Origin of the sequence: Klebsiella sp. RCJ4 (assembly GCF_009025755.1) — a bacterium.
Lineage (GTDB): Bacteria > Pseudomonadota > Gammaproteobacteria > Enterobacterales > Enterobacteriaceae > Klebsiella > Klebsiella michiganensis.
Window position 1 is genome coordinate 142787 of sequence record NZ_WCIN01000049.1, and the last position, 26930, is coordinate 169716.

The 26930-nt window shown below is 55.3% G+C and carries 22 protein-coding genes and 2 pseudogenes; 7 read left to right on the forward strand and 17 right to left on the reverse strand.

The window, feature by feature from the left end; translation table 11 throughout:
* Positions 1-10: 10 nt before the first annotated feature.
* The 3 genes from F8562_RS29065 to F8562_RS29075 form a co-directional block, all read right to left on the reverse strand.
* The gene (locus F8562_RS29065) at positions 11-1495 is read right to left on the reverse strand and encodes a sugar ABC transporter ATP-binding protein (protein ID WP_004848509.1); all 1485 of its coding nucleotides are present in this window, start codon (positions 1493-1495) and stop codon (positions 11-13) included.
* Between the two features lie 24 nt (positions 1496-1519).
* Entirely contained in the window at positions 1520-2443 is a 924-nt protein-coding gene (locus F8562_RS29070) for a sugar ABC transporter substrate-binding protein (protein ID WP_004848507.1), read from the reverse strand.
* A 449-nt stretch (positions 2444-2892) separates the two neighbouring features.
* Entirely contained in the window at positions 2893-3912 is a 1020-nt protein-coding gene (locus F8562_RS29075; protein WP_151891961.1) for a LacI family DNA-binding transcriptional regulator, read from the reverse strand.
* Positions 3913-4016: 104 nt separating this feature from the next.
* On the opposite strand from F8562_RS29075, the gene F8562_RS29080 reads away from it, so the two are divergent.
* Positions 4017-5024 (forward strand): Gfo/Idh/MocA family oxidoreductase, encoded by a 1008-nt coding sequence (locus F8562_RS29080; protein ID WP_014837710.1) that lies wholly within the window; start codon positions 4017-4019, stop codon positions 5022-5024.
* A gap of 97 nt (positions 5025-5121) precedes the next feature.
* On the opposite strand, the gene F8562_RS29085 is transcribed toward F8562_RS29080, so the two are convergent.
* Entirely contained in the window at positions 5122-6099 is a 978-nt protein-coding gene (locus F8562_RS29085; RefSeq protein ID WP_014837709.1) for a Gfo/Idh/MocA family protein, read from the reverse strand.
* 162 nt (positions 6100-6261) lie between these two features.
* Here F8562_RS29085 and F8562_RS29090 point away from each other — a divergent pair, with 162 nt between their 5' ends.
* Entirely contained in the window at positions 6262-7137 is an 876-nt protein-coding gene (locus tag F8562_RS29090) for an extended-spectrum class A beta-lactamase OXY-1-1 (protein WP_014228247.1), read from the forward strand.
* A 267-nt stretch (positions 7138-7404) separates the two neighbouring features.
* Here F8562_RS29090 and F8562_RS29095 read toward each other — a convergent pair whose 3' ends face one another.
* The 6 genes from F8562_RS29095 to cadC form a co-directional block, all read right to left on the reverse strand.
* On the reverse strand, positions 7405-7818 hold the full coding sequence (locus tag F8562_RS29095) for a hypothetical protein (protein WP_014228246.1): 414 nt from the start codon (positions 7816-7818) through the stop codon (positions 7405-7407).
* Positions 7819-7970: 152 nt separating this feature from the next.
* Positions 7971-9488 carry a lysine--tRNA ligase gene (lysS, locus tag F8562_RS29100; protein ID WP_004848495.1) on the reverse strand — a complete coding sequence of 506 codons (1518 nt, stop codon included), beginning with the start codon at positions 9486-9488 and terminating at the stop codon, positions 7971-7973.
* Between the two features lie 341 nt (positions 9489-9829).
* Positions 9830-11305 carry a dipeptide permease DtpD gene (gene dtpD, locus F8562_RS29110; RefSeq protein WP_014837706.1) on the reverse strand — a complete coding sequence of 492 codons (1476 nt, stop codon included), beginning with the start codon at positions 11303-11305 and terminating at the stop codon, positions 9830-9832.
* A gap of 59 nt (positions 11306-11364) precedes the next feature.
* Positions 11365-13512, reverse strand: a complete 2148-nt coding sequence (gene cadA / locus F8562_RS29115; protein ID WP_004848492.1) for a lysine decarboxylase CadA — start codon at positions 13510-13512, stop codon at positions 11365-11367.
* 81 nt (positions 13513-13593) lie between these two features.
* The gene (gene cadB / locus F8562_RS29120) at positions 13594-14931 is read right to left on the reverse strand and encodes a cadaverine/lysine antiporter (RefSeq protein WP_004848490.1); all 1338 of its coding nucleotides are present in this window, start codon (positions 14929-14931) and stop codon (positions 13594-13596) included.
* 364 nt (positions 14932-15295) lie between these two features.
* On the reverse strand, positions 15296-16828 hold the full coding sequence (gene cadC, locus F8562_RS29130; protein WP_042934040.1) for a lysine decarboxylation/transport transcriptional activator CadC: 1533 nt from the start codon (positions 16826-16828) through the stop codon (positions 15296-15298).
* Positions 16829-17180: 352 nt separating this feature from the next.
* On the opposite strand from cadC, the gene F8562_RS29135 reads away from it, so the two are divergent.
* Positions 17181-18047, forward strand: a complete 867-nt coding sequence (locus F8562_RS29135; RefSeq protein ID WP_014837704.1) for a GNAT family N-acetyltransferase — start codon at positions 17181-17183, stop codon at positions 18045-18047.
* 37 nt (positions 18048-18084) lie between these two features.
* Here the strand turns inward: F8562_RS29135 and F8562_RS29140 are convergent, their stop codons facing one another.
* The gene (locus F8562_RS29140; RefSeq protein ID WP_014837703.1) at positions 18085-18960 is read right to left on the reverse strand and encodes a LysR substrate-binding domain-containing protein; all 876 of its coding nucleotides are present in this window, start codon (positions 18958-18960) and stop codon (positions 18085-18087) included.
* Between the two features lie 137 nt (positions 18961-19097).
* On the opposite strand from F8562_RS29140, the gene F8562_RS29145 reads away from it, so the two are divergent.
* The 3 genes from F8562_RS29145 (at position 19098) to F8562_RS29155 (ending at position 22639) form a co-directional block, all read left to right on the forward strand.
* Positions 19098-19640 (forward strand): hypothetical protein, encoded by a 543-nt coding sequence (locus F8562_RS29145; protein ID WP_014837702.1) that lies wholly within the window; start codon positions 19098-19100, stop codon positions 19638-19640.
* A gap of 9 nt (positions 19641-19649) precedes the next feature.
* Positions 19650-20477: an MBL fold metallo-hydrolase gene (locus F8562_RS29150; RefSeq protein ID WP_014837701.1), complete on the forward strand. Its 828-nt coding sequence runs from the start codon at positions 19650-19652 to the stop codon at positions 20475-20477.
* A gap of 185 nt (positions 20478-20662) precedes the next feature.
* Entirely contained in the window at positions 20663-22639 is a 1977-nt protein-coding gene (locus F8562_RS29155) for a glycosyl hydrolase family 28 protein (RefSeq protein WP_014837700.1), read from the forward strand.
* Between the two features lie 223 nt (positions 22640-22862).
* On the opposite strand, the gene F8562_RS29160 is transcribed toward F8562_RS29155, so the two are convergent.
* Positions 22863-23477: an FMN-binding negative transcriptional regulator gene (locus F8562_RS29160; RefSeq protein WP_042934039.1), complete on the reverse strand. Its 615-nt coding sequence runs from the start codon at positions 23475-23477 to the stop codon at positions 22863-22865.
* A gap of 333 nt (positions 23478-23810) precedes the next feature.
* Between F8562_RS29160 and F8562_RS29165 the strand changes: the two are divergent.
* Positions 23811-23951 (forward strand): annotated as a pseudogene (locus tag F8562_RS29165) (integrase); the annotation flags it as partial.
* 197 nt (positions 23952-24148) lie between these two features.
* Here the strand turns inward: F8562_RS29165 and F8562_RS29170 are convergent.
* The 5 genes and pseudogenes from F8562_RS29170 to F8562_RS29190 form a co-directional block, all read right to left on the reverse strand.
* A complete protein-coding gene (locus tag F8562_RS29170) occupies positions 24149-24475 on the reverse strand; it encodes a hypothetical protein (RefSeq protein WP_094909240.1) in 327 nt (108 codons plus the stop codon).
* Entirely contained in the window at positions 24475-24714 is a 240-nt protein-coding gene (locus F8562_RS29645; RefSeq protein ID WP_072351784.1) for a hypothetical protein, read from the reverse strand. The genes F8562_RS29170 and F8562_RS29645 overlap by 1 nt, the downstream gene beginning before the upstream one ends.
* Before the next feature lie 86 nt (positions 24715-24800).
* Positions 24801-25058: pseudogene (locus F8562_RS29180) on the reverse strand (helix-turn-helix domain-containing protein); the annotation flags it as partial.
* Positions 25059-25179: 121 nt separating this feature from the next.
* Complete coding sequence (locus F8562_RS29185; protein WP_151891962.1) at positions 25180-25437, reverse strand: hypothetical protein; 258 nt, start codon at positions 25435-25437, stop codon at positions 25180-25182.
* Positions 25438-25446: 9 nt separating this feature from the next.
* Positions 25447-26930, reverse strand: a 1484-nt coding sequence (locus F8562_RS29190) for a hypothetical protein (RefSeq protein WP_151891911.1), incomplete at its 5' end; no start/stop codon positions are given.

Here is a 26930-nt window from a genome sequence, read left to right on the forward strand (position 1 = left end):
TCTCTGTGCCTCAATGGGATGCCAACGACAAAATGGTTTCCTGGTCGGCGTCCTCTTTATTGAGGATGCCGGTAATACGCCCTTCATGCATGACCATCACCCGATCGCTCATCCCGAGAATCTCCGGCAATTCTGAAGAGACCATAATCACCGCCACGCCGCGGTTGGCCAGCTCGCTGATCAGATGGTAAATTTCCGCTTTCGCCCCGACGTCGATTCCGCGCGTCGGCTCATCGAGAATCAGTATTTTCGGCTGGGCCAGCAGCCAGCGGGCAATCAGTACCTTCTGCTGATTACCGCCGCTGAGGTTATTAATAATCTGATCCATGGTGGGGGTTTTAATATTCAGGCGGCGGATCTGCTCCATGCAGTCTTCGGCCATTTTGAGGTGCTGAACAAAGCCGGTTTTACCGATATATTCCGGCATTTTGACGATGCTCATATTCTCCAGCACCGACAGCACGAGAAACAGTCCGGACTTTTTGCGGTCTTCCGTCAGCAGCGCCATCCCTTTTTCAATCGCCGTCGAAGGCGAGTCAATCGTGACCGGCACTCCCTCAATCAGCACTTCGCCGCTATCGGCTTTATCCATGCCGAACAGGCTCTCCATCACTTCGCTACGCCCGGCCCCCACCAGCCCCGCCACGCCGAGGATTTCGCCGCGGCGTACGCTAAAGTTGATATCGTGAAAGACCCCCTTGCGCGACAGATTGCGGACGGTCAGCACCTCTTCGCCAATGGCGTTATTGAACTTGGGAAAGAGCTGGGTGAGCTCCCGGCCGACCATCTGGGTGATCAGCGACTGACGGGTAAACTCGGTGGTATGTTTACTGCCGACCCAGGTGCCATCGCGAAATACGCTGATCTCATCGGTAATCGCGAAAATCTCATCCATTTTATGGCTGATATAAATAATGGCTTTTCCCTGCTGGCGTAAATCGCGAATAATGGTAAACAGATGCGCCACTTCGCTTTCGGTTAACGCCGAGGTCGGCTCATCCATAATCACAATATCCGCGTTCCACGAAACCGCTTTGGCAATTTCCACCATCTGCTGGGAGGCGATACTTAACTCCCCCACCAGCCGGTCGGCGGATAGCCGGATATTGAGTTTATCCAGCAGATCCTGCGTCTGGCGGGCAAGCTGGCGATGATCGACAAAACCGTATTTCATCGGCTCGCGGCCGAGCCAGATATTTTCCGCCACCGTCATATGCGGCACCAGATTCAGCTCCTGGTGGATCATCGAGATCCCGGCGCGCAGCGCGTCCATCGTATCCTGAAACTGGACCGGCTCCCCTTTAACGCGGATCGCGCCCTTATCGGGACGGTAGATCCCGATCAGGCATTTCATCAGCGTGGATTTTCCGGCGCCGTTTTCGCCCATCAGCGCGTGCACCGTCCCCGGGCGCACGCGTAATGAGACGTTGTCGAGCGCCTTCACGCCGGGGAAGAATTTACTGATCCCTTCGGCTTCAAGTGCAAAAGCGTTCATACTTCACCTCCGTACCCTGAGCGACTATTTCTGGTTGCGATTAACGAACTCAGCCATGTTGTCTTTGGTGATCAGCTGGTAAGGGACGTCGATGATCTTTTCCACTTTCTCGCCGTTGGCCAGCTTAATGGCGGCATCCACAGCGCCTTCGCCCTGCCCTTTGGCATCCTGGAAAATCGTGGCGATCATCTTGCCGTTTTTGAGCATTTGCAGGGCATCGGGCGTCCCGTCCACCCCGGCAATCAGGATATGGTTCGGGTTTTTACCCAGCGCCTGCAGCGCGCCGATAGCCATTTCATCGTTGTTGGAGGCGATGGCCTGAATGTCTTCGCCGCTGGTCATCCAGTTACTGACCACGTCAACGGCATCGTTGCGGGTAAATTTCGCGGTCTGCTTCTGCACGATTTTGATATCCGGGTACTTCGCCACCACCTCTTCGACGCCTTTGGTGCGGTCACGGGTCGATTCATTCGCCAGGTCGCCGAGCAGAATGGCGACGTTCCCTTTGCCGTTCATCGCTTTGGCTAACGCTTCCATCTGTAAGCGCCCCGCCAGCACCGAGTCGGAGCCAACGTAGGCCATTTTGTCGGTCAGCTGCGCCTGCGGGCGGCGGTTAACAAAGATCAGCGGAATGCCCGCTTTGGTCGCCTGGTCCATAATCGGTTTGACCGCGTTGGTGTCGACCGGGTTGACGATAATCGCGTCGACGCCCTGGCCAATAAAGTTCTGTACCTGCTGTAGCTGCTGGGAGACGTCGCCTTTGGCATCTTCCACCTGCGCCTTAACGCCATCTTTTTGCATCTCTTTTTGCATTGCGGTGCGCAGAATCGTCAGGAAGTTGTCATCGAATAGCGCCATGGAAACACCGACCGAAATATCTTTCGCCATCACGACCGCTGGCAGCATGCAGGCTATCAAAGAGGCAACAACCGTTTTCTTAATATTCATCGTGGATCCTTTATTTTCAGGTACATCGGTTAGGTAAGGTAAAATGAAAAAATAGTTTCATTAATTGTGCGTTAAGCGCCTGCTTTTCCAGCTTTTTGAAAAAACAGCCCGCGCGCTGGTGCATTTTTTGTTGTTGATCGAAATCACAAAATTCAGTTGTTTTAAAATGGTTTTTTGAAACATTAGTCCATTTATAGCGGAAGAAAAATTCCAGACCGTTTATTTCATTAACAACACATATGAAACTTTTATAAGTAAATAACTGAAATGAAAATTTTAAAACTACGTGTTAACAGAACTTTGACACACATCTAACATTGACGCATAAATGCGCAAAAAATGAGAGGCAGGCGACGGTTTGCCGCGCGGCGCGCCGATAGCGGCAGCGGTTTAAAACGAGACAGGAGATAGGGTGTAAAAGGGGATGTCGCCCCGCGGGCCGCGGGCGCTCAGTCGACGTTTTCAGCGCTGTAAAGGATAAATTCGACCTTGCCGTCGCTGAACAGATGCGGCTGATAGCCGGTTTCCAGATGGCGCAGGGCCAGCTCCACCGCCAGACGGGCATGCTGGCGCGGGTTTTGATCGATCGTCAGCGCCATTCCCCCCTGGGCCAGCTGTTCACGGGTGGTGCTGTAGCGTTCATGGGTCATCCAGCAGCACTCGCCGTAGCGGCGATGGCGAGCCAGCGCCTGCGCCACCTGCGTGTTGCCCAGCCCGGTATTGTAGATGCCCACCACGTCGCGGTTGCGGCGCAGGGCCTCTTCCAGCAGGCGGTCGATTCGCTGTCGGTTGTCCTCCCCCGCCAAAACCTCGCCCAGCAGCAGATGCGGAAAGCGCTGGCTAATCACCTCGCGAAATCCCTGAATCCGCAAGCGATGAGCGCTGAAGTCCTGGCGCCCGCTGAGCATCAGCACTTCTCCAGACCAGTGCGCCATTAACCCCATCATCATGCCCGCGGTGCGGCCGGCCTGCTGCTGATCGATCCCGACGTGGCAAAGCCTCTGCGCGCCGGGGAGATCGGTGACCAGCGTAATCACCGGCACGTTCGCCTCGCGACACTGGCGCAAGGCGTCATAGACCCGCGGATGTTCGTTGCCAAAGACAATTATCGCATGGCGCTTTTTGCTGCTGCGGATAAGGCTTTTCGCCAGCTTTTCCGGCGCGGACTCCGCCACCAGCGTGCGGTGCAGCGTCAGCCGGCGATAGCCAAGGCTATCCGCCACGTCGGCGAAATCCTGCGTCAGACGGGAGAAAAAGCGCGAATCGTTATCGCTGAGAAACACTTCTATTTGCCACGGGAGACGGCGCTCTTCCGGCAGAATGCGCTTCAGCCCGGCCTCCCGCGCGGCCTGCAGCACCCTGCGCGTGGTTTCCGGCGACACGCCGCCGCGTTCGTTAAGCACCCGGTCAACGGTCGCGACGCCCACGCCAATCCGTTTAGCCAGCGCCTCCAGCGAAATGCTTTTCATCGTCTCGTCTCCCCCATGATGGAAATCCATCAAAACGCCCGTGTCGGTCAGTGTAGCAAACGGATTACTTTGGCAACGCTAAATCCCTCTTTCTGGAGAAAAAAATGACCTGCATTCGTTTTGCATTGTTGGGCAGCGGTTTTATTGGCCAGGTTCACGCCGCCAGCCTAGCTCGCCATGAGCGAACCCTTCTGGCCATGGTGGCCGACGCCGATCCCGAGCGGGCGAAAGCGCTGGCTTCCCGCTACGGCGCGCGGGCGGTAACCGTTGCCGAAGCCATCAATAGCGACGCCATTGACGCGGTACTGATCGCCAGCTCGACGCCTTCACACGCGGCGCTGCTGGAAGCCGCCGCGCGCGCGGGAAAAGCGGTCTACTGCGAAAAACCGATCGATCTTTCGCTGGCCCGCGCCCGCCAGGTCGTCGAGAAAGTGCTGCCGCTCGGGGTACCGGTGACCGTTGGCTTTAACCGCCGCTTCGACGCCAGCCACCAGCAGCTGCGCCGGGAGATCGAGGCGGGCGCGATTGGCAAAATCGAACTGGTTCAGATGGTATGTCGGGCATCGGTTATGCCGCCGCTGGAATATCTGCGCAGCTCCGGCGGCCAGATGCGCGACCAGGCGATTCACTTCTTTGACCTGCTGCGCTTTCTTACCGGTGATGAAGTGACGACCGTCGCCGCGCTGGGGGCTGCGCTGGCGCTGGCGGAAATTGCCGAATTCGACGATGTCGATACCTCCATTGTCATGCTGCGGATGCGCGGCGGCGCGCTGGCGCAGCTGGACAACACCCGGCGCACCGGCCACGGCTACGATGAGCGCATCAGCCTGCTCGGCCCGCAGGGAGTGATAGAGTCCGGCAGTCAGGCATCGCGCGGCGTCACGCTGTGGCAGGGAGCGCGCTGCATTCAGCCCGGACTCTATCCGGACTGGTTCAGTCGCGTCGAGGGGTCGTACTACGCGCATCTGGATGCTTTTGTCCGCTCGCTAGGCGGAGAAGCGGTGACGGACCTGCCGGGGCTGCTGGACGGGCTGCGGGCGCAGGCTATCGCCGAAGCCGCCGTGCTTTCCCTGCGGCAAGGGCAGTTTGTCAGCGTCGAACCGCTGGCGTAAAAAAGCCCCGTATGCGGTCGGCATACGGGGTGCTGGAAAACCTGAGCGTGATGGACGAAGTGCGGCGGCAGATTGGCGTGATATTTAACGAGGAGCGTTAACGGCGCGCCGTTGCCCCGGCCAGCGGGCGGATCGGCGAGTCCGTAAGCCCTTGCCCCACGCACCAGGCAAAATGTTCGGCCTGATAAAACAGCTGGTCGTAGCGGTTGCGCGGCTCCTCCCAGCGCAGCACCTGCCCGCCCTGGCTGGCGGCGAGGGTAAAATTCCCCGGCGCGTAGAACTGCCCGTCGAGGGTAAGGGTCGCATCGCGCCCGGCCACCACCGCGCCGCCCGGCGTGTTGCTGAACAGGGTGGTATTGAGCAATCCCTGTAAGCCGTTTTCCCAGTTAAACAGCATCGAAATCTGCCCGTTGACGCCTCTTTGGGCGGGACGCCCGCGGGCGATAATGTCCTGCGGCACGCCGCCGACCATCACGCAGAATGAGGTCAGATAGCTGCCGAGATCCATCATCGGCCCGCCGGCGAGATCGGCATTAAAAATGCGATGATCCGGGGTAAAAAACTCGCCGTGATCGGCGAGCAGCGTGTGCAGATCGCCCAGCACGCCGTCCTCCAGCAGCTGGCGAATCACGTCATACTTCGGCGCGTAGTCGCACCACATCGCCTCCATCGCCAGGGTCCCCTGCTTCATGGCCTCCGCTTTCAGCGCCGCGCCTTCCCGCCGGTTCAGCGCAAACGGCTTTTCAATCAGCACATGTTTGCCCGCCTGCAGCACCCGCAGCCCGTCGGGAAAGTGGTGGTTATGCGGCGTGGCAACGTAAACCGCATCAATATCCGGTCGCGCCAGCATCTCATCCACCTGAGCATAAGCCTGCGGGATCCCCCAGCGGGCGGCGAAATCGTCGGCTTTTTGCTGCGTGCGCGAGGAGACGGCAACCACCCGCTGGCGGCTGAGCTCTTTTAACGATTTCACAAAGCGCTCGGCAATCCAGCCGGGGCCAATAATGGCCCAACGCAGCGAGGGGATCGCCGAGGCGGCGGGATGGCGCGGTTTTGGTAACTGTGACGGGAACATAGCGGCTCCTGATTTTATTTTGCCGGGGGGAGACACTATAAGCAGGCGCAGAGGAGGACGAATAACGAATTTATGATGGAATTCCATCATCGACATAGTGCTTGTCAAAAGCGCGGGAGTCGCGGATAGTCCAGGCAGCTCATCACTATCAAGGAGTCTGAGATGTTGAAAAGTTCGTGGCGTAAAACCGCCCTGATGGCCGCCGCCGCCGTTCCGCTGCTGCTGGCGAGCGGTTCATTATGGGCCAGTGCCGATGCTATCCAGCAAAAGCTGGCTGATTTAGAAAAACGTTCCGGCGGTCGGCTGGGCGTAGCGCTGATTAACACGGCAGATGATTCGCAAACCCTCTATCGCGGCGATGAACGTTTTGCCATGTGCAGCACCGGTAAAGTGATGGCCGCCGCCGCGGTGTTAAAACAGAGCGAAAGCAATCCAGAGGTGGTGAATAAAAGGCTGGAGATTAAAAAATCGGATTTAGTGGTCTGGAGCCCGATCACCGAAAAACATCTGCAAAGCGGAATGACCCTGGCGGAACTCAGCGCGGCGGCGCTGCAGTACAGCGACAATACCGCGATGAATAAGATGATTAGCTACCTTGGCGGACCGGAAAAGGTGACCGCATTCGCCCAGAGTATCGGGGATGTCACTTTTCGTCTCGATCGTACGGAGCCGGCGCTGAACAGCGCGATTCCCGGCGATAAGCGCGATACCACCACCCCGTTGGCGATGGCCGAAAGCCTGCGCAAGCTGACGCTGGGCAATGCGCTGGGTGAACAGCAGCGCGCCCAGTTAGTGACGTGGCTAAAAGGCAATACCACCGGCGGGCAAAGCATTCGCGCAGGCCTGCCCGCAAGCTGGGCGGTCGGGGATAAAACCGGCGCCGGAGATTACGGCACCACCAACGATATCGCGGTGATCTGGCCGGAAAATCATGCCCCGCTGGTGCTGGTGACCTATTTTACCCAGCCGCAGCAGGATGCGAAAAGCCGCAAAGAGGTGTTAGCCGCGGCGGCAAAAATCGTCACCGAAGGGCTTTAACCCGGGAACAGGCCCGTTCTGCAACACTCTGCGCTTTGTTTCCCCGGTGGCGCTGCGCTGACCGGGCTACGGGTTCCCCGCCGTCTGCGGGCCGGTAGCCCGGACAGATGTGCAGCATCGCCTCCGGGAAATTCAGCCACTCTGCGCTTTGTTTCCCGGTGGCGCTGCGCTGACCGGGCTACGGGTTCCCCACCGTCTGCGGGCCGGTAGCCCGGACAGGCGCAGCGCGCCGCCTCCGGGACAGCCTGAATAGACAGCCGCCAAATATTAGTCGGTAATTTTAAACGTCAGCGCGTAAGCGCTGGTTTTCCTTTCATCGCGCGCTCCGCCCATCTGATAAACCCGCACCGTATATTTACCGCTGCTCATCAGACGTTGCTCAAAGGTATCACCGCTCAGAGAACCGTTAAAAATCGAATTATTATCAGGAGCGATAACATTGAAATAAGGATGCGGCCGCTGGCTGTTCATATTGATATGCATCATCTGGCCCGCTTTCGCCTCCAGCGTATAGTCGTTAACACCGTCACCGGTCACGGTGCTTTTTATTATCGTGCCGTTGCTGCCTTTATCAAAATGAACGGTATGGTTGTTGATATTATCACTTGCCATTGATAACACTGACGTAAATAAATAACTTGCACAGATCACGCCACCAACAATTAATTTTATTTTTTTCATTTAATTAACACCTTATGTTTTTTATGCGCGCTGTTATAGCACATAAGGTGTCCGGAGTAAGCTGATTCGCAATTATTGCTCGTCGGAATTAAACACGTCGAAATAAGGGCCCCCCGGTTCAGGGAAACGAGGGGACCTGGTTTTAGCGGGATTTACTTCTGCGGACGCATTGCCGGGAACAGAATCACGTCGCGAATGGTATGGCTGTTGGTAAACAGCATCACCATGCGGTCGATACCGATGCCCAGACCGGCCGTCGGCGGCAGGCCATATTCCAGCGCGGTGACGTAGTCTTCGTCGTAGAACATCGCTTCATCATCCCCCGCCGCTTTGGCGTTGACCTGATCCTGGAAACGCTGGGCCTGGTCTTCCGCGTCGTTCAGCTCGCTAAAGCCGTTGCCGATTTCACGCCCGCCGATAAAGAACTCGAAGCGATCGGTGATTTCCGGGTTCACGTCGTTACGGCGCGCCAGCGGCGAAACCTCCGCCGGATACTCGGTGATAAAGGTTGGCTGGATCAGATGGGCTTCCGCTACTTCGTCGAAAATCTCGGTGACGATACGCCCCAGCCCCCAGCTCTTCTCAACGTGAATACCGATGGATTCCGCCAGCGCTTTTGCCGCCTCGAAGTTATCCAGATCCGCCATCTCGGTTTCCGGACGGTATTTCTTGATCGCTTCGCGCATGGTCAGTTTTTCAAACGGCTTGCCGAAGTCGAACACCTGGTCGCCGTACGGGACTTCGGTTTTCCCCAGCACGGTCTGCGCCAGCGTGCGGAACAGAGATTCGGTCAGTTCGATCAGATCTTTGTAATCCGCATACGCCATATAGAGTTCCATCATGGTGAACTCAGGGTTGTGGCGCACGGAGATGCCTTCGTTACGGAAGTTGCGGTTGATTTCGAACACCCGTTCGAAGCCGCCGACCACCAGCCGTTTCAGATACAGCTCCGGCGCGATGCGCAGATACATATCCAGATCGAGCGCGTTGTGATGGGTGATGAACGGACGCGCGGAGGCGCCGCCGGGGATCACCTGCATCATCGGAGTCTCGACTTCCATAAAGCCGCGCGCGACCATGAACTGACGCATGGTGGCGAGGATCTGCGAACGCACCTTGAAGGTGTGGCGCGACTCTTCGTTGGAGATCAGATCCAGATAGCGCTGACGATAGCGCGCCTCCTGATCCTGCAGGCCGTGAAACTTGTCCGGCAGCGGGCGCAATGCCTTGGTCAGCAGGCGCAGCTCGGTGCAGTGAATGGAGAGTTCGCCGGTCTGGGTTTTAAACAGCTTACCGCGGGCGGCGATGATGTCGCCAAGATCCCATTTCTTAAACTGTTCGTTGTAGACGCCTTCCGCCAGATCGTCGCGGGCGACGTACAGCTGAATGCGGCCGCCGACGTCCTGTAAGGTGACGAAAGAGGCTTTCCCCATAATCCGGCGGGTCATCATGCGGCCAGCCACGGCGACCTCGACGTTCAGAGAGGTGAGCTCGTCGTTTTCCTTACCATCAAATTCCGCATGGAGCTGGTCAGAAGTGTGGTCACGGCGAAAATCGTTCGGGAACGCCACGCCCTGCTCGCGCAGCGCGGCCAGTTTTTCACGACGGGTTTTCAGTTCATTATTAAGGTCAATTGCCTCATCGGCACCTTGTGCTTGTTGTTCAGACATGTTGGTTCCTCATAACCCTGCTTGCAAACTTGCTTCGATAATTGAACCAGGTCACTCTCCAGCGCGGCCTGTTCCGGCGTCGACGCCAAAGAACAATCTTAAGGAGCCTGGCTTCAATTCCGGCTGATTTCGCTCAGCCATTGCTTCAGTAACAGTTTTTTATCTTCGGCTTCCGCGCCTGCCAGAATATCCTCCTCCTGTTCAGTAAACGGTGCAAGGAGCGGCTTGTCGCTCCACTGTTGGGGTTACCGATCCCCGGCTCGCGGTGTAAACGCCTTAGCCGGGCTACCAGCCAGCACGATTTTGTAGCCCCGGTAAGCCGGACCTGTCGCCAGACGGGGCTAGGCGCCGCCGCCGGGAAGTTCACCGGCGGCCGCGCGGCGTTTGCCGACGCTAAACGCGGCGGCGAAGGCGACGACGACAATCACCGCCACGCAGCCCAGCGTCCATTCGCCCATTTGGGCAAAGAAGTGCTGATACGCGGCAATCGCCGTATCGCTGATCTGCGACTCGGTGGTCTGCTGCGCCACCACTCCCGCCAGCCAGTTGGCTACCGCGCCGGTCGCCAGCATATAAATCCCGGTCAGTACCCCGGTGACGCCGGGCATATTGAGGCGGGTGATCTGCGCCATCGCTACCGGGTCGATAAACAGTTCGGCAAAGCCCATCAGCGCCAGGCCGGCCACTATCATGCCCATTGATGCCTGCCCTTCCGCCGCGCCGTGGCGCGCGTTAAGCGCCAGCAGCATAAAGCCGCAGCCCATCAGCACCAGGCCAAAGGCGAACTTCAGCCACACGCGCAGCGCCGAGCGGGTCGCGCCTTCCGGCCTTATCAGCCACGCCAGCACGACGCCCGCCGCCATCACCGCCACGGCGTTAACCGACTGGAACAGCGCGGTCGGCACCTCAATATTCAGCAGATGACGGTTAACAAAGTGGTCGATGAACAGGCTGATCGAACTCCCGCCCTGCTGCGCCAGAACCCAGAACAGAGTCCCGGTCAGCATCAGCAGAACGATTTGCCACAGCGCGCGGCGATGCTCCGGCGATTTGACCATAATGCGCGCTACCATCTGGGCGGCGAACACGCACACGATCGCCAGCAGATAGCCGGACCAGTTATTCTCCAGCAGCAGCGTGAAAAACACCGGCGCAACGCAGAGCATCACCACCAGCCAGCCCCAGGTCGGCAGCACAAACTTTACCGCCCGCAGCGCCTGTTTATCGACGCCGCGCGCGTGGCGGAAGTAGCGGCTACCGCTGAGGAAAATCATCAGGCCGACAAACATGCCGATTCCCGCCAGCGCAAAGCCGATATGCCAGCCGTACCACTGCGCCGCCAGCCCACAGGCGATAGGCGCGGCGATGGAGCCGACGTTACCGGCGGCGTACAGCAGCGAAAAACCGCCGTCGCGGCGAGGGTCGTCAACGGCGTAGAGCTCGCCCAGCAGGCAGCTGATGTTGGATTTGAACAGGCCGTAGCCGCAGATAATGATCGCCAGCGCGAGGTACAGGCTCCAGGTGGAATCGGATTCCACGCCCAGCACCACGTGGCCAAGCGTCATTAACAGTGCGCCGGCAATCACCGCCGTGCGGTTGCCGAGCAGGCGGTCGGCAAGCCAGCCGCCGAGAATAGGAGTGACGTACACGAGGGAAGCGTAAGCGCTGAACAGGCTGATAGCGTGGCTGTCATCAAAGCCGAGCTGATGGGTGAGGTAGAGGATGAGTAAGGCACGCATGCCGTAAAAGCTGAAATATTCCCAGATTTGGATCGCAACGATGTAATAAATCGCGCGCGGCTGTGAGGGTGTTTTCATGTGTTCTCCTTGCAGCGTGAAAAAGGGAAGTGGCAAGCCACTTCCCTGTTGTGCATCGATTATTTGTTATTTTCTTCTTTCAGCACTTTAACGGTGTAACGACCATCCGCCTGACGATAGGCGCCGTGGATATCGGTTTCGAAGCCCGGATAGTGGGCGCCGATTTCGCACAGCATCTGCAGGAACTCCAGCACCGGACGGCTCTCTTCGGTGATCATTTCACCCGGCATCACCAGCGGCACTCCCGGAGGATACGGCAGGATCATATTGGCGTTGACGCGGCCCACCATCTCTTCGAGATACACCTCTTCGGTCTGACCGTGCAGCTCTTTCTGGAACGCGGCGTACGGCGTGATCATCATGGTCGGCAGCACTTCGAACGCGCGGAACATCAGATCCGGCAGGTTGTGGTGCTCAATCAGTTTATGAATGTTCTGCGCCAGTTCCTGAACGCGCATGTTTTCGTAGAATTCCGGATCTTCACGATACAGCGACGGCAGCATGTTTTTCACCCGCAGGTTCAGGTCGAACGCGCGTTTGAAATCGGTCAGCGCACGCAGCAGGCTCAGCGCTTTGGTTTTGTCGATACCGATACTGAACAGGAACAGCAGGTTGTACGGACCGGTTTTTTCGACCACGATACCGTGCTCGTCGAGATACTTCGCCACGATGCTCGCCGGAATACCGAACTCATCCATGGTGCCGTCTTTCTTCATCCCCGGAGTCAGCAGCGTGACTTTAATCGGGTCGAGATACATGTGCTCGTTATCGATGTTTTTGAAGCCGTGCCACGCGCTGTCGGAGCGCAGCGGCCAGCATTCAGCGCCATCGATATGTTCCGGCTGCCAGACGTCGAAGAACCAGCCGTCGGACTCGCCTTTCAGGCGTTTGATCTCTTTACGGAACTTGATTGAACGTTCGATAGAGCCGTCAATCAGGCGCTTACCGGCGTTGCCTTTCATCATCGCCGCCGCGGTTTCCGTCGAGGCCACCACGCCGTAGTGCGGAGAAGTGGTGGTGTGCATCATGTAGGCTTCGTTAAAGGTTTCTTCGTTCACGTCGCCTTTAACGTGAATCATCGAGGCCTGAGAGAACGCCGCCAGCAGTTTGTGCGTGGACTGGGTTTCGTAAATCACTTTCCCTTCGACGCGGCCGCCGCTCATCCCGCATTTGCCTTCATAAATCGGCGAGAAGTTGGTGTAAGGCACCCACGCGGAGTCAAAGTGGATGGATTTCACATCCAGGGTTTTCTTGATGTAGTCCGTGTTGTACAGCAGACCGTCATAGGTGGAGTTGGTGATAACCGCGTGCACCGGCCAGGTCGCGTTCGGGGTTTCTTTCACGCGCTTCGCGATGGTCGCATGCTGGAATTCGCTCTGCGGGATACCGCCGAGGATACCGTAGGCGTTGCGGGTCGGGCGGAAGTAGATTGGCGTAATGTCGCTCATCATCATCAGATGGGTCAGCGATTTATGGCAGTTACGGTCAATCAGCACGGTGCTACCGGCCGGGGCGGAATACATGCCGACAATTTTGTTGGCGGTAGAGGTCCCGTTGGTCACCATGTAGCTGCGTTCCGCGTTGAAGACGCGGGCGATGTACTCTTCCGCTTCTTTGTGCGGGCCGCTGTGGTCCAGCAGAGAACCGAGTTCAGAAACCGAAATCGAGATATCGGATTTCATGGTATTAGAACCAAAGAAATCGTAGAAGATGCTGCCGACCGGGCTTTTCTGGAACGCGGTACCGCCCATATGGCCTGGGGTACAGAAGGTATATTTGCCTTCACGCACGTATTTAAACAGCGCTTTGGTCAGCGGCGGCAGAATGGTGTCGATATACTCGTCGGTATTCTGTTTGATTTTGTTGGCAATATCTTCCGCTGCGCCCAGCGCATATTCGAAGAAGCGAACCTGCATCCGCAGATCGTTGAGGCTCACGTCCAGCGTTGAGTAAGTGTTCGCAAAGGCGTACAGCGGCATGTATTCGTTCATTTTGCTGATGTCTTCGCACAGTTCGAGATTGTATTTATCCCAGTCGAAGATCACGCCGCACAGACGCGCATTGTTTTCGATAAGTTTTAATAAGTCTTCACGGTCGTTCGGGTAGACAATACGGAAGTCCAGGCGTTCGAGGGCGCGATGCAGTTCACGGATGGGTTCTTCTTTGAAGTAGACACCCATGTGATTCATGATTGCGATAACGTTCATAGTCAAATCTCCAGATAAAGAAAGCCCCTCCCGCCACGTCGTGACAGGTGATGGAAGGAGCCTCAGGAATAGGGTTGCTGATTAATGCGCGCTGGCGGTGCTGCTATCAGCGGAGTTGTCGTTGTTCTGGCGCTGGTGCATTTTGCGACCGTAGAACATCAGGATAATCAGGCTGACGATAAAGGTACCGGCCAGTTCGAAGGAGCTTGCCCCCATCAGGGCGATGAAGCAGAACGCGCAGCCGAGTACGGAGCAAATCAGGCTGACGAAGTTGCGTACATTGATGCCTTCGAAGCGAATCAGGTCAACGCAGGAGTAGAAGTAAGGCAGCATGGTCAGCAGTACCGCGATACCGGTCAGCTCACCGAACAGGTCAGACGCTTTGCCGCCGGTAGAGTTCATCAGGGTAATCAGCACCATCAGCGCGGTCATTTTCACCGCGGCCAGCAGCAGGCCTTTTTTCGGAATACCGTTGCTGTCGAGTTCGCCATACACTTTCGGGAAGTTACCGTCATTGGCGGCACGTACGCCGGCCTGACCCACCAGCATCATCCACGAGCCCAGCGAAGTCAGGCAGGCAAAGGCGGTGAAGGCGGAAACCATCGGCGCAGCCCAGCCGCCGAGAATGGTGGAGGCGCTCACTGCAAACGGCGCACCGGATGCGGCCATCTGAGAGGCAGGATACATACCCGCAATCACCTGGGTCGCGGCGATGTAGACGATACCGGCCATCGCGGTGCCCAGCATGGTGGCCAGCGGCACGGTGCGTTTCGGGTTTTTCACCATCCCGGTACTCACGGCGGCAGATTCTACCCCGACAAAGGCCCACAGGCAGAGCAGGATACTTTTGATTACCGCGTGGCTGTCAGTGGTGCTGGAGGTGTTCCAGTTTGCCTGATAGGTTGCGGCATCAAACCAGTGCCAGCCGACCACCGCGGTCATGACCACCGGAATAAGTACCAGTACCAGGCCAATTGTTGTCAGGCGGCTCACCCAAGTCCCGCCGAGCATATTCACGAAGGTGAATATCCATACGATGGCGATACAGGCAATACCTGCCGGCACCGGGTTATTTAAAATTGGGAAGAATGTTGATAAATAAGAGACGGCGGTAATACCGATTGCCAGGTTACCGATCCAGTTGGCGTGATAATAAAGCACGCCGGTCTGGAAACCGAACGCTGGGGATATTTCACCGGCGTAGGCAATTGGGCCACCCTGCTGCGGATTCTTGGTCGCCAGCCGGGCATAAACATAAGCCAGAGACATCGCGCCAATAATAGAAATCACCCAACCCCAGATGGCAATACCACCGATGCTAGCGAGGTTTGCAGGTAATAATGCAATACCGCTCCCCATCATATTACCGGCGACTACGCCGGTACAGGCAAATAGCCCGATCTTCTTGGCAGAACTCATGTTTGCTTTTCTCCTAAGTTTATTTGGGAGGTACAGATCATGATGATGAACCTTTTATTGACCCGACCAACTGCCAACAAGATTACGGATTAGTACGAGATAAGTCCTAAAGATAAAGTGAAATAACTGCAAACATCAGACAAATGATATTTTGACCTTTTTCGCGCAACATATCAGGATGACATGTTGATATCAGGAAAAGGTAAATTTAGATGTTTTTCATTGGGTTATGAGGTCAACTTCATGTTGAAAAAGTGTTACATGCGGAACCGGAGAGGTTATAAAAAATAACAACCCGGTGGCTCATGAGAAACATAATTTTAACCTCACCACGGCCAAAACCATGACCATGATGAGGGTTTACTTATTCTGAAGCGAGGAAGTTATCGAGATACGGAACCACGCGGGTCACGGAGGTCTGGAATACGGCGTTTTCAATCCAGTAAAATGTATTCTCACCCGGGCGTAAATTAAACGCCGTCAGGTAGGCATCGGCAGCTTCCCGGTTCTGCCCTTTCATTTCGTAGACTTTGCCCAGCAGCACGTAATTCATCCACGACATTTCCAGATCAATCCCGGCATTAATCGCGTCATAGGCTTCATCCACTTTTCCTTTGCCCAGCATATCCACCGTTTTAATCTGATAAAATATTGCCATATCTTTAATCCCCGGCATATTACCCACCCGGGTTATTTCGCTGTACAGATCGGCGAGCTGTTTCTCATCCAGCGGCTGCTGAGAATGGCGCAATACGTCAACCAGCGCCTTTTCCGCCCACGCATAGGTAAAGTCCGGCGACTGCTTATTCACGTCGGCAAGCAGGCTACTGGCTTTGCCCAGCGAATCAACGTCTCCGTTCATTAATAGCTGATGCGCCTGATAGAAATGGGTAAGCGCGATACTTTGCGACGGCTGATACTGCTTTAACATCTCCTGCATCCGCGCCGGCCACGGCTGCTTCAGCGCCTCAGAGAGGCTGCTCAGCAGGTCGTTCTGAATCGAAAGCTGGTTGTCGCTGGTGACAAAGTAACGCTTATCCATCATGGTCGAGCCGTCGGCGTTATCCACCACCTTCACCGACATGAAGCACTGCTGTGCGCGATAGTGCCGCTGGTTGACGAACTCAATGGTCAGGGTTTTACCGGAACTGCTCGGCTCATTGATGTTGTAGTTGGTTTTGTCGTGCACCATAAAGGTGGAGAAGGTGTTCAGCGAGGTGGTAATCAGGCTCCCCAACCCGATGGCATAGGAGTGCTGCGATGACCAGTTGTTGCAGGTGTTGCCGCTGAGCAGGTGAATATCGACATCACGCGGGTTAAGCAGCAACCGGGTTTTCGTGACCGGCGGGCGCGACTGCAGGGTTGACAGGGCCACCAGCGCCACGCAGCTCGCGAGGGCCAGCAGGAACAGACCCCAGACGATAAACGTGCTCAGCCGCTTGCGTTTTTCCGGCTTCGCCACCGCTGTGCTGTCTGGCGCAGCCGCATCGGGCTGCGGGGAGGTCAACGGCGCGTCAAACCCGACCGTCGTCGTTTCTGCGGGGATAACCGGCGTCGGCTCCTCCCCCTCTTCGGTACACCAGATCACCGGCACCGTCAGCTTATAGCCGCGTTTGGGTACGGTAGCGATATATTCAAGGCTGCCATCGTCGCCATCTTTCAGCGACTTACGTAGCTCGGAAACGCTTTGCGTGACGACGTGGCTGGTGACAACGTTGCGGGTCCAGACATTATCGATGAGCTCATCCCGACTGAGTACTTCGCCGGGATGACGGGCAAAGAAAACCAGAAGATCGATTAAGCGCGGTTCGAGAGTTAGCTGACGCCCCTTGCGGCTAATTTGGTTAACAGAGGGAGTAACCAGCCATTCTCCAACGCGAACAACAGGTTGTTGCATAAAAAAGAGCCCCAGGACGAAAAGGGAAAGGCGCGATGATACCACATTTACCCTACCTATTAATGATAGGGGTCATGACCATGAACGCAATATATTCCTCTTCGTTTTTGATGACTGGCAAACTTTCATTTGCTAAAGGCGTCTTTTGCCTGAGGGCGATGTTCCCTGGGGCGACAAAAGCGCGCCATTTTTAGCCCTATTTTCCCCGAATGTGTGACCTGAGCAAAGCTTAGGCGCGACAATCGTCGCCCATCCGTGGGGATATGCTATTTTTAGCTCGCCCGACAGAGATCGGACCGCCGAACAGATGGCCGAAAACAGTGCCTCACCCGCAGCGTAAGGAATGTCGACGATGAACTACAAATTAGATAAGCAAATTGTGCACAATGAGGTGTTAAGAAATAGCTTCATTGACCTGGCGATTAAAACCTTCGATCTCTCCTTTAAAGAGTGGTACCGCAAAGGGTACTGGACCGACGCCTATATTCCCTACGCCCTGGTGAGCAACAATAAAGTGATTGCTAACGCCTCCGCTAATATTATCGATCTGACCTGGCAGGGCGAACCCCGCCGCTATATTCAAATCGGCACCGTGATGACCGATATCGATCATCGTGATAAGGGCCTGGCCGGGCAGCTCGTCAGGGAGATTCTGACGGACTGGCAGGATAAGGCCGACGCCTTTTTCCTGTTTGCTAACCCGACAACCGTTGATTTTTATCCGAAATTTGGCTTCGAGCGCACCGCCGAACATCAATATATTATGCCGGTGGTACCGGCAGCGGGCGACTTCCGCAAGCTCGATATGGACCAGCCGGAAGAGGTTGCGCGATTACAGCGGTACTATCAAAAATCGAATCCGTTTTCACAGCTGCGGGTAGAGGATAACTTCGGTTTATTGATGTTCTACTGCTCCGCCTTTATGAAGCACTTCGTCTATTATTCCGACAAAAACCAGGCCATCGCGATTGCGATGCAAAACGGTCCGGCGCTGATCTGTTTTGATATTTTCTGCGACAGCGGACGCTCCCTGTCGGCCATTATTAACGAGCTCGCCGATGAAAATACGTACCAGGCTATCCTCGGCTTTACCCCCAAAGAGAATCGGACCGGCGAGTATGAAAAAATCGAAGGCGAAGATATTCTGTTTATCTACGGACAAAAAGAAAATATCTTCAAAGAGAATAAGCTGATGTTCCCGCTTTTATCCCACGCCTGAGGCTGCGCTTAACGCGTCTACGGCCCGCGACCGGGCCTTATTGCGCCAATAACCACTGTTCAAACGCCTGTAGCGCCGATTCGTTGACGCCGTTTTCCAGCGGCCTCACCAGGCAAAAGCGCTTGCTCAGGCTGCGGGCCTGTGGCCAGGGCGCAACCAGCGTCCCGTTTTCGAGCGCTTTTTCAACGTACACGTGCGGTACCAGCGCAACGCCCTGCCCGGCCAGCGCGGCGGCTATCGCCATCTCATGCAGATCGTAGCGCACGCCCCGCGCCGGATTATCCAGCGCAATCCCGCACTCTTCAGCATAGCGCTGCCAGGCGTCAGGATTCTGCCGTCGATGAATACGCGGCAGCGCGTTCAGCTGGCTGGCGAGACCTTCTCCCGTAAGTAGCCCGGCGTGGCATACCGGCACCAGTCTCTCTTCAAACAGAAACCGCAAGCGCATTCCTGCCCATGCGGGATGCTCGAAATGAACCGCCGCGTCAAAACCGCTGCCGGTGAGGATAAACGGGTCGGTTCTGACCGCGATATTCAGCGTGATATCCGGATTCCGGCGCTGAAAATCCCCCAGTCGGGGAATGAGCCAGCGGCTGGCAAAGGTCGGCGGCGCGGCGATTTCCAGGCTTCGGCTGCCGTCCGCAGCCCCCATCAGATACTGCGTATCTCGCTCAAGACGCTCCAGCGTCTCGCGGACATGGTGCGCATAGCGCGCGCCGTTGGGGTTCAGCCGCACCCGGCTCCCCGTCCGCTCAAACAGCTTGCAGTTTAACAGCGATTCCAGGCGGGCGATTTGCCGGCTGATCGCGCCTTCGGTAAGCGACAGCTCTTCCGCCGCGCGGGCAAAGTTACCGTGCCTGGCGGCAGCCTCAAAGGCCTGCAGCGAGGTACTGCTGGGGAGTTTTTTTCGCACGAACGCCGCCTCTGCTGAAGGTTTATCAATGATGAAATGTCATTGAATGGTGAAATAATATCGTTTTATAGCGCTTAATGCCCAACGTAGCATGATCAAACGTCAATAACATCATTCCATCATGCAGAGGGCAGCCCGTGTTATATATCGTTGAGTGCAGCTACGCCGACCCGCAAAGCGAAGCCGGCTGGAACAGGTTTTACAGCGAGGACAAGCTGCCTGCGCTGGTGTCCGTCAGCGGATTCCGCGCCTCGCAGCGCTTCAGGGCGCTCTCCTCCGGCTGCCCGGTCTATCTTGCTATTCATACCATCGAGCATGGCGATACGCTCGCCAGTGAAGCGTATCGCCAGAAAGGCGGCGGCAGCTTTTCCCGCTGGCAGGCGCATATTCGCGACTGGCGGCGAAACCTGTATCGCTACGGCGGCGTCTTTCCCGCCGTCGCTGAGGGGGATGTTTTGCTACTGAGCCCCGAGCCGCTGGACGTCGTTGAGTCGGAACTGGGATATCCGCCAACAAAACTTTCGGCCGCCGGGCTGGATAACAACCCGCCGCAGCGCGTGGCGTACGTTCTGCCGCGCCGGGAAGCCATGCTGCTGGCGGGACGGGAAAACGTCTCGATGTATGAGCCCATGGCCGGTCAGTTGCAAAGCCCGACTGAAATACAGCCCCCATCACGCTAAGAGGTTGATATGCACAAACCCGCTTTTCTCTCCCGCCAGATTGGCGATTTTCAGGTGGCGCCCCTCAGCGACGGCAGCATGGCCGCTGGCCTGGCGCTGCTGTCGGGTATTAATATCGACGATGCCGCAGACATTCAGCGCAGCGCGGGCGTCATTGACCCCGGCAATATCGACATTAGTGGCTATCTTATTCGCGGTCGGGGAAGAACGATTCTGGTCGACGCGGGTACGGGAGGCGGCGTGCTGGAAACCAGTCTGCGAGCGGCGGGGAGTGCGCCAGACGACGTGGATACTGTCCTGCTGACCCACGCTCACCCGGATCATATCGGCGGCCTGCTGGATGCCAACGGCGCGCCGCGCTATCGCCACGCCCGTCTTTATCTGCACCCTCTGGAAGCCGAGTACTGGCAGGACGACGCCATGCTAAACCGGGCCAATGCGCGGGGGCAGCGCAACTTCACGCTCGCCCGCCGCGCCCTGGACGCCTATTCCCGCAGCCTCGGTTTTCTGGATGAGCGCGAGGCCGTCGCGGGTATCCGCCCGCTATGGCTACCCGGGCACACGCCGGGCCATAGCGGGTTTCGCATCGACGCCGCGGCGCAAAGCCTGCTGATCTGGGGCGACATCGTCCATTTTCCGCATATTCAGACCGCCCGACCCGCCGCCGCCGTTGCTTTTGATTGCGATCCCGCGCAGGCCAGAGCGACGCGGGAAGCGATCCTCGCCCAGGCCGTCAGCGAAAACCTGCTGATTGCCGGTATGCACCTTGGCGGGTCGGGATTTGCGCATATCGTACCGACCTCGCACGGCTATCGTATTCAATATTCCGCGCCGTAAAGAGAAAGCGGGCCGGAGGTTAACGCCCTGGCCGCCTTTTCTTATCCAACAACGCTTTATTTTTCACCTGCTGAAAGATTGAACTGACTCGCGTTTATTTTTTGCCATAAATATAAAATGTCATTTTATTTTAAATGAATTTGTATTTTGTTTTTTTACAGGCGATATGACATTAAGGGAAATTTATGCGCAATACTTTTGGACCTTCACGCAGTATGCTGGCGCTGGCTATCGCGCTGGCTGGCCTCGCGGGCGGCTGTAATGACAGCGGCGGCCCCCGCGACAATCAGCAGGATGCGCCCGCCTCCGCGCCGCAGAATGTCTTCGTTCCCGCGCTTTCTGCCGATGAAAACAGCCTGGTGCTGGTTTGGGAAAAACCGGAATCAGAGACGCAGCAGGTGGTGGACTACGCGATTTACCGTCAGGGCGAGCGGCTGGGTCTGGCGCGCGAAAATCAAAACCATTTTTCACCGGCCAAACCCTATATTGATAACTTCTATCAGCGGGTCGCCAGCGACGGCTGGCAGCAGCCAATCGACTTGCGTACCTTTACGGTCACCCACCTGGAGCCGGATACGGAATACGCATTTACGGTGCGCGCGGTCTACGCCAATGGCAAAGAGTCGCCGGATAGCGCGGTGATTAAAGCGCGGACCAGCAAAACGCCGCACATCATCGAAGCCAGCACGTTCGGCGCGAAGGGTGACGGCACCACGCTGAATACCCAGGCGCTGCAGCAGGCGATCGATAGCTGCACCGTCGCGCACTATCCTCAGGGCTGTAAGGTGGTGATTTCCGACGGCGAATTCAAAACCGGCGCGCTGTTCCTGCACAGCGATATGACCCTGGAGATTGCCGCTGGCGCCACTCTGCTGGGTTCAGACGATCCGGCCCAGTACCCGCTGGAAAAAGGCTATTACCTCTATCCCTACAGCGACCATCCGCAGCCCCGCCGCCCGCCGTCATTAATTAACGTGCTGGAAGCGGACGATAAGGGCGAGTCTCCGGCCGGAACGTTTCGCAATATTCGCATCGTCGGTAAAGGCACGATTGACGGCAACGGCTGGACCCGGGGCGTCAAAAGCGGCGGCGAGGCCACCATCATCGACGAAATGGGGAACGCGCTGCCGCAATACCGGGCCAGCAATGCGGCAAAAATCAGCGCGGACGGCATTCTGGCAAAGCATCAGACCGAAGCGGCTATTGCGGAAGGCATCGAAAGCAATAGCGCCTATAAAAATCGCCGCTCCAGCCTGATGACCCTGCGCGGCGTGCAGAACCTCTATCTTGCCGGGCTGACGATCCGCAACCCCGCCTTTCACGGCGTGATGGTGCTGGAGTCAAAAAATATCACCCTCAATGGCCTGGTCCACCAGACCTTTGACGGCAATAACGCCGACGGCGTCGAGTTCGGCAATAGCCAGAATGCGCTGGTTTTCAACAACTTCTTCGATACCGGAGATGATTGCGTCAATTTCGCCGCCGGGTTTGGTAAAGGCGCGGAAACTTTTCATCAACAGCCGCAAAGCGGGGCGTGGATCTTTAATAACTATTTCCGCAAAGGCCACGGCGCCGTGGTGACCGGTAGCCATACCGGCGCGTGGATCGAAAACGTCCGCGCCGAGGATAACGTTATGTATATGACCGATGTCGGCCTGCGCATGAAAAGCCGCCCTTACTACGGCGGCGGCGTAAGGGATGTGCTGTTTCGCCATAATGCGATGAAAGATATCGCCAAAGAGCCGTTCGTTTTTACTATCAAATACAGCGCCGACGTGAATGATACGACCCCTGCCGACGAGCCCGCTCAGTTCCGCGACGTTCAGGTGCAGGACGTCACCGTCGATGGTACTTCGGCTAAGCACAGCATCCTGATTGACGGCATGACGGTAGCCGAAATGGCAGAATCATTTGGGCTGACCTATTCTCGCGATGCCTATCACCAGAATCTGCGTTTTTCCAACGTCAGCTTCCGTAACACCAAAGCGACCAGTATCTCCTTCCTGCACGACAGTCAGTTTGATGAGGTGACGTTCGCCAATACGCCGCAGGCCTGGGCTTTTTTCGCCGTCAATGACGTGACGCTCGCTGACAGCCTGCATCAGCAGAGCATCACCCGCGGAGAAAAGGACAAACTTATCCTTGAGGGGGCAATGAAGTAATGGCGTTCCCGGCGGCGTAAGGCGCCGGGTTTAACCGAACTCACCCCTGATTTAAACGGCGTTTCCCTATGCTTTCTTCTGATAAACGCGGCGCTCAAATTCAATTTCATTATTCTTCCGACAAGCCGTTCGCGAGTACGTTTTTCCGGGATGGTTGATTCAATACATTACGTAAGGTGTAAGTATTTTCCTCCAACATAAATAATAGAGCGAAGTATCGCTTTTAAACGCCAGTGCCTTTCTTCACCTTAAGCATATAGTCAGCCAGCGCAACGGACTCTGAAGATTGGCTGTTGATTAACCCCTGCAACGTTCCTCGCTGATCGGCCTGAGAACGATGCTGCCCCAGCTTTTCTTTGGCCTGAAACTCCTCAATTTCAATTTTGAATCCAATAATATATTTTAATTTTTCTTCGATAAATGCCTTTGGCATAACGTCTTTCTGCGCCTGAAGGGTTGGTTCATGTTTATGAACTAACGCATCCATCACCGTGCGCAATTCATTGACGGGTACAAGGCTTACCGTGCCATAACAGTGAATGGCGGTATAGTTCCATGTTGGCACCGCGGGAGAAGTTTGATACCAGGTTGGAGAAACGTAACTATGGGGCCCTTGAAATATGGCGAGAACCCTCTTTCCGTCAAAGTCTTTCCATAGAGGATTCGCACGGGCCATATGGGAAAGAAGAATTCCCTGCGATGAAGAACTACGATCGAGGATAAAAGGAAAATGGCTGGCGTTGAGGGTGGGTGAAACGACTAATCCAAAGCTATAAGTGTCAATAAAATCAAAAATATGCTTTTTATCTGATAGCTTCATTGCATCAGGTGTATACATTTTTTACCTCATCATGTTGACCCGCCAGGTAGTTTCTTTGAAAAAGATAACGCCCCCTTTTTATTAAGCAATGATTTAGTGTATCAAAGCGTTGGCGCCAGGGAACGTCATCCACTTCGCTTCCCCTTATTGCACTGGTTAGTAATATTTTTTGTTGTTTTTATCGTTTTAGTTAGAATTGTATAAAGTTTTTATATTTTTTTAATGATATTAATTATCAACACCTTTTTAACCAATTGAATATAATGATCTTACATAGATATACACATTCTGTGTTCGTATTATCTACATATTGATCTCTTGCCAGACTATTGTGTTTTTTTGATCTACCGGGAAAGCATCGAAATGGTACGCCGTTATGCCCAGCTGGCGCCTAACCATTTAACGGAACACGCAAGGCAAATTGACTCGATTTTTGCAGAAGATGTCCCAAATGTGTTCCATGAGAAAACATCAGCGAGAGGAGGAAGTTAATAACTTATTGATTTTAAATGGTACGCCCTACAGGGTTCGAACCTGTGACCTACGGCTTAGAAGAAAGTAGAGCGTTAAATAACACACTGTAAACACATATGTTTTCCGCGTTCGCATCCGGTTTTGTGTCGTTACGTGTCGTTGTGTGACTTCCTTGTCCTTATCGCGCTATTCAGTTACGCCACAAATGCGACACATCAAACAGGACTGGCATCCTGTCTCAAATCATTTATCGCGTGCGTTGCGACTCCGAGCACCTCAATATCATCCAGAGCTTCACCTTCTATGCTCTCCCCTTCGACAGTGATAAAAGAACGTCCCATCAATTTTGCAAACTGCAGTTCGCCAGCCAGGCGGATAAGCAGGACGCTTCCTTGCGTCACTTTTAATGACAGGTCAAGAACAACGAAGCCGCGATCAGTCTCTATAATCTGAGAGTTCGCGCCAATGTTGCACGCAGCCGTGACAGTCAGAGCAGACTCAATATAATCAGCAGCAGGTGAAGGAAACGAACTTACCATCATTACATGATCCTCCCCATATTCCTTAAAATCCAAAGCCTGTTTTCGGTGTGGTCCGGCGTTTTGTCAGCGAAGCAGCTTTGATAGCGCTCTATCCACCGATTAGCATCAGAGTGTGAGAAGTGAATGCCGCGCTGCTGTAATGATGAAACGAAATCTCGTGTATGTAAGTATTGATATCCCTTTGAGTTGCGTAAAACTGACTCGCGGAATGCCTGGTTAATGTCTGTTTGTCTAAGCACGATCTTACCTCGCATAAACACTGTTTATATATACAGTAATTTCATCGTGAATTTTGTTCAATGCAGGTTTCATCTATCGATCTTTATCACTGAGGTAACGCTTTGCTTTTTGTGGGGATACCGACTGGAAGATATTTGTAAATGCTTTTGGTCCCCACCCCAACTACATCGGCTATCTGTTGCCGGGTTGCGCCGTTCTCCAGCATTCGATGCGCATGATCGACAACCTCCGGGGTCATCATCCGCCGGCGGCCGCCAATACGCCCCTGCTCTCTTGCTGCTGCCAGACCTGCGCGGGTGCGCTCCACAATCAGCTCGCGTTCCATCTCCGCAAGGGCGCTCATTCCCGATAACCTGGCTGAGTGGAGATATTTTCAGCCAGGCGCAAGCGCAAATCATGGGGCTGGATGAGTTTTCCGGGGCTGCAAAAATATAAATCAATCCCGCCATTACTGGCGGGAAATATCATTCAACTGTTAACTTTAGCGCAGACTCAGCTTCAGATAACGGATCGCCGTTCCCTGAATAAATGAATGGGATGTAATTCCTTACACCCTCAGCATCCGCGCCTGACGTAACTGTATAAAACGCGATGCCGTTCTCCCCTTCAAGTTCGATCCTCTCGATGGTGTATGTCAGGCTAACTTTTAGTGTAGTGGTTCCGACTGCAATTCCATCCGCCGTCACCTGTTTAACCGCAACTTCTTTCTCTATTGTAAACATGGAAAATCCTTATTCTGTCAGAACGTACTGAACTGAGCCGTAAATAGTCAAACCTGTTCCGCCTGTTATTGAGAGAGCGGCAGGCGAGCTATTTGTCAGCAACAAAATATCTTTTGTGGTCGGGTTCGTTTGCGCGAGGATGATCCCCGAGCCGGCCCGACTGCAGATTATCGGGGACACCGTTAACCCCCCGTCGCTCAGTGCGGCTACTGTAAACGGAAGCCCTGATATCACTACCGCGCCACCTGTCGTCAGCGCCATTGACGTGGTTTCTATTCTGAATGTCGCATGCACTAACCGCCCTGAGCGGCGGTAGGTTCCCACCGTGGTATTCAGCGTCACGACGTCTGAACCACATTTGACAACCGGCGTCCAGACGCCCTTGTAATACTGGAACGTCTCCTGAGTGTTCTCAAAAAAACGTATCGGGCGCTGGACGCTGTACTGACGACGGAAATCATAGAGATATACCGTTTTCCCTTCGGCGCTGTTCCACTCTGCAATCTGCACGGCAGAGTAGTCTTCGGTGTCATCCCTGAACGGGTTGATGATGAGCGGGCCGTTGATTGTTGTTGGTTTCTGGCTGAACGGATGTGTAGCCACGCCAGCCGAAACGACAGTTCTGTCGACAGTGATACCACCCTCACAAACCATCGCGGGCGCTTTTGTCAGTGTCGCATTCCACGGGTCCTGATAGTCGGTATAGAACTGATTACCGGCAATGGTTGTCGTTGTGGTGTCAACGAGACATGTCTTTTCAACGTATGACGTGTGAATCACGTTGTAACTGCCTGCGTCGGTGTAGAACGGGACGCGGTGGGTTCCCAGTACTTTCACATCGTCAAGGCAGACCCCGTTCACCGCACGTCCATAGCGACTGAGGACGGTGAATGCCCGGCCCGCAATACCGGGAAACGAACGCGCTGAATAGCCGCTGGCGGTATTGTTTGTCAGCCTGCCGCCTGCGGAGGTTCGCGCCGAGTTGGCGGATTTATAGATATACGTATCGAACCACGTATCAATCGCCTCATCGGCAGGGCCAAACAGCCGGGGCTTGCCGTAAAAGTGATATTTCGTATACCGGATAGCATCAACCCAGCCCACTTTGAAAATCTCTGCCGCCGGATAGGGAGGGAGATACGGAATCGTGACCGCGGCATTTCGTTGCGTCCACGCCCCGCCATAGGCGTCTCCGGTAAAGCAATCACGGGCGACAACGAAGCCGTTGCAAACGGAGTCGGCCCCCATAAACCAGCCCGTCAGACAGCAATCACGGATGAGGAAATTATCTTCTGTGGACCGGTCAAGAACGCCATTCCCATAGCGACCGATAAAGAAGTTGCGCACACCGTGATTTACCAGCTGCGGGCGGATATAACCGTCTGATGAGTCACCGGAAATAAAATAACCAATGTGCTGGTTATTGTTAATCACAGGCGTATCCGAATCCCAGTCTCCGATTAACGCGCAGTTCTGCATACTGTCGCCGATAA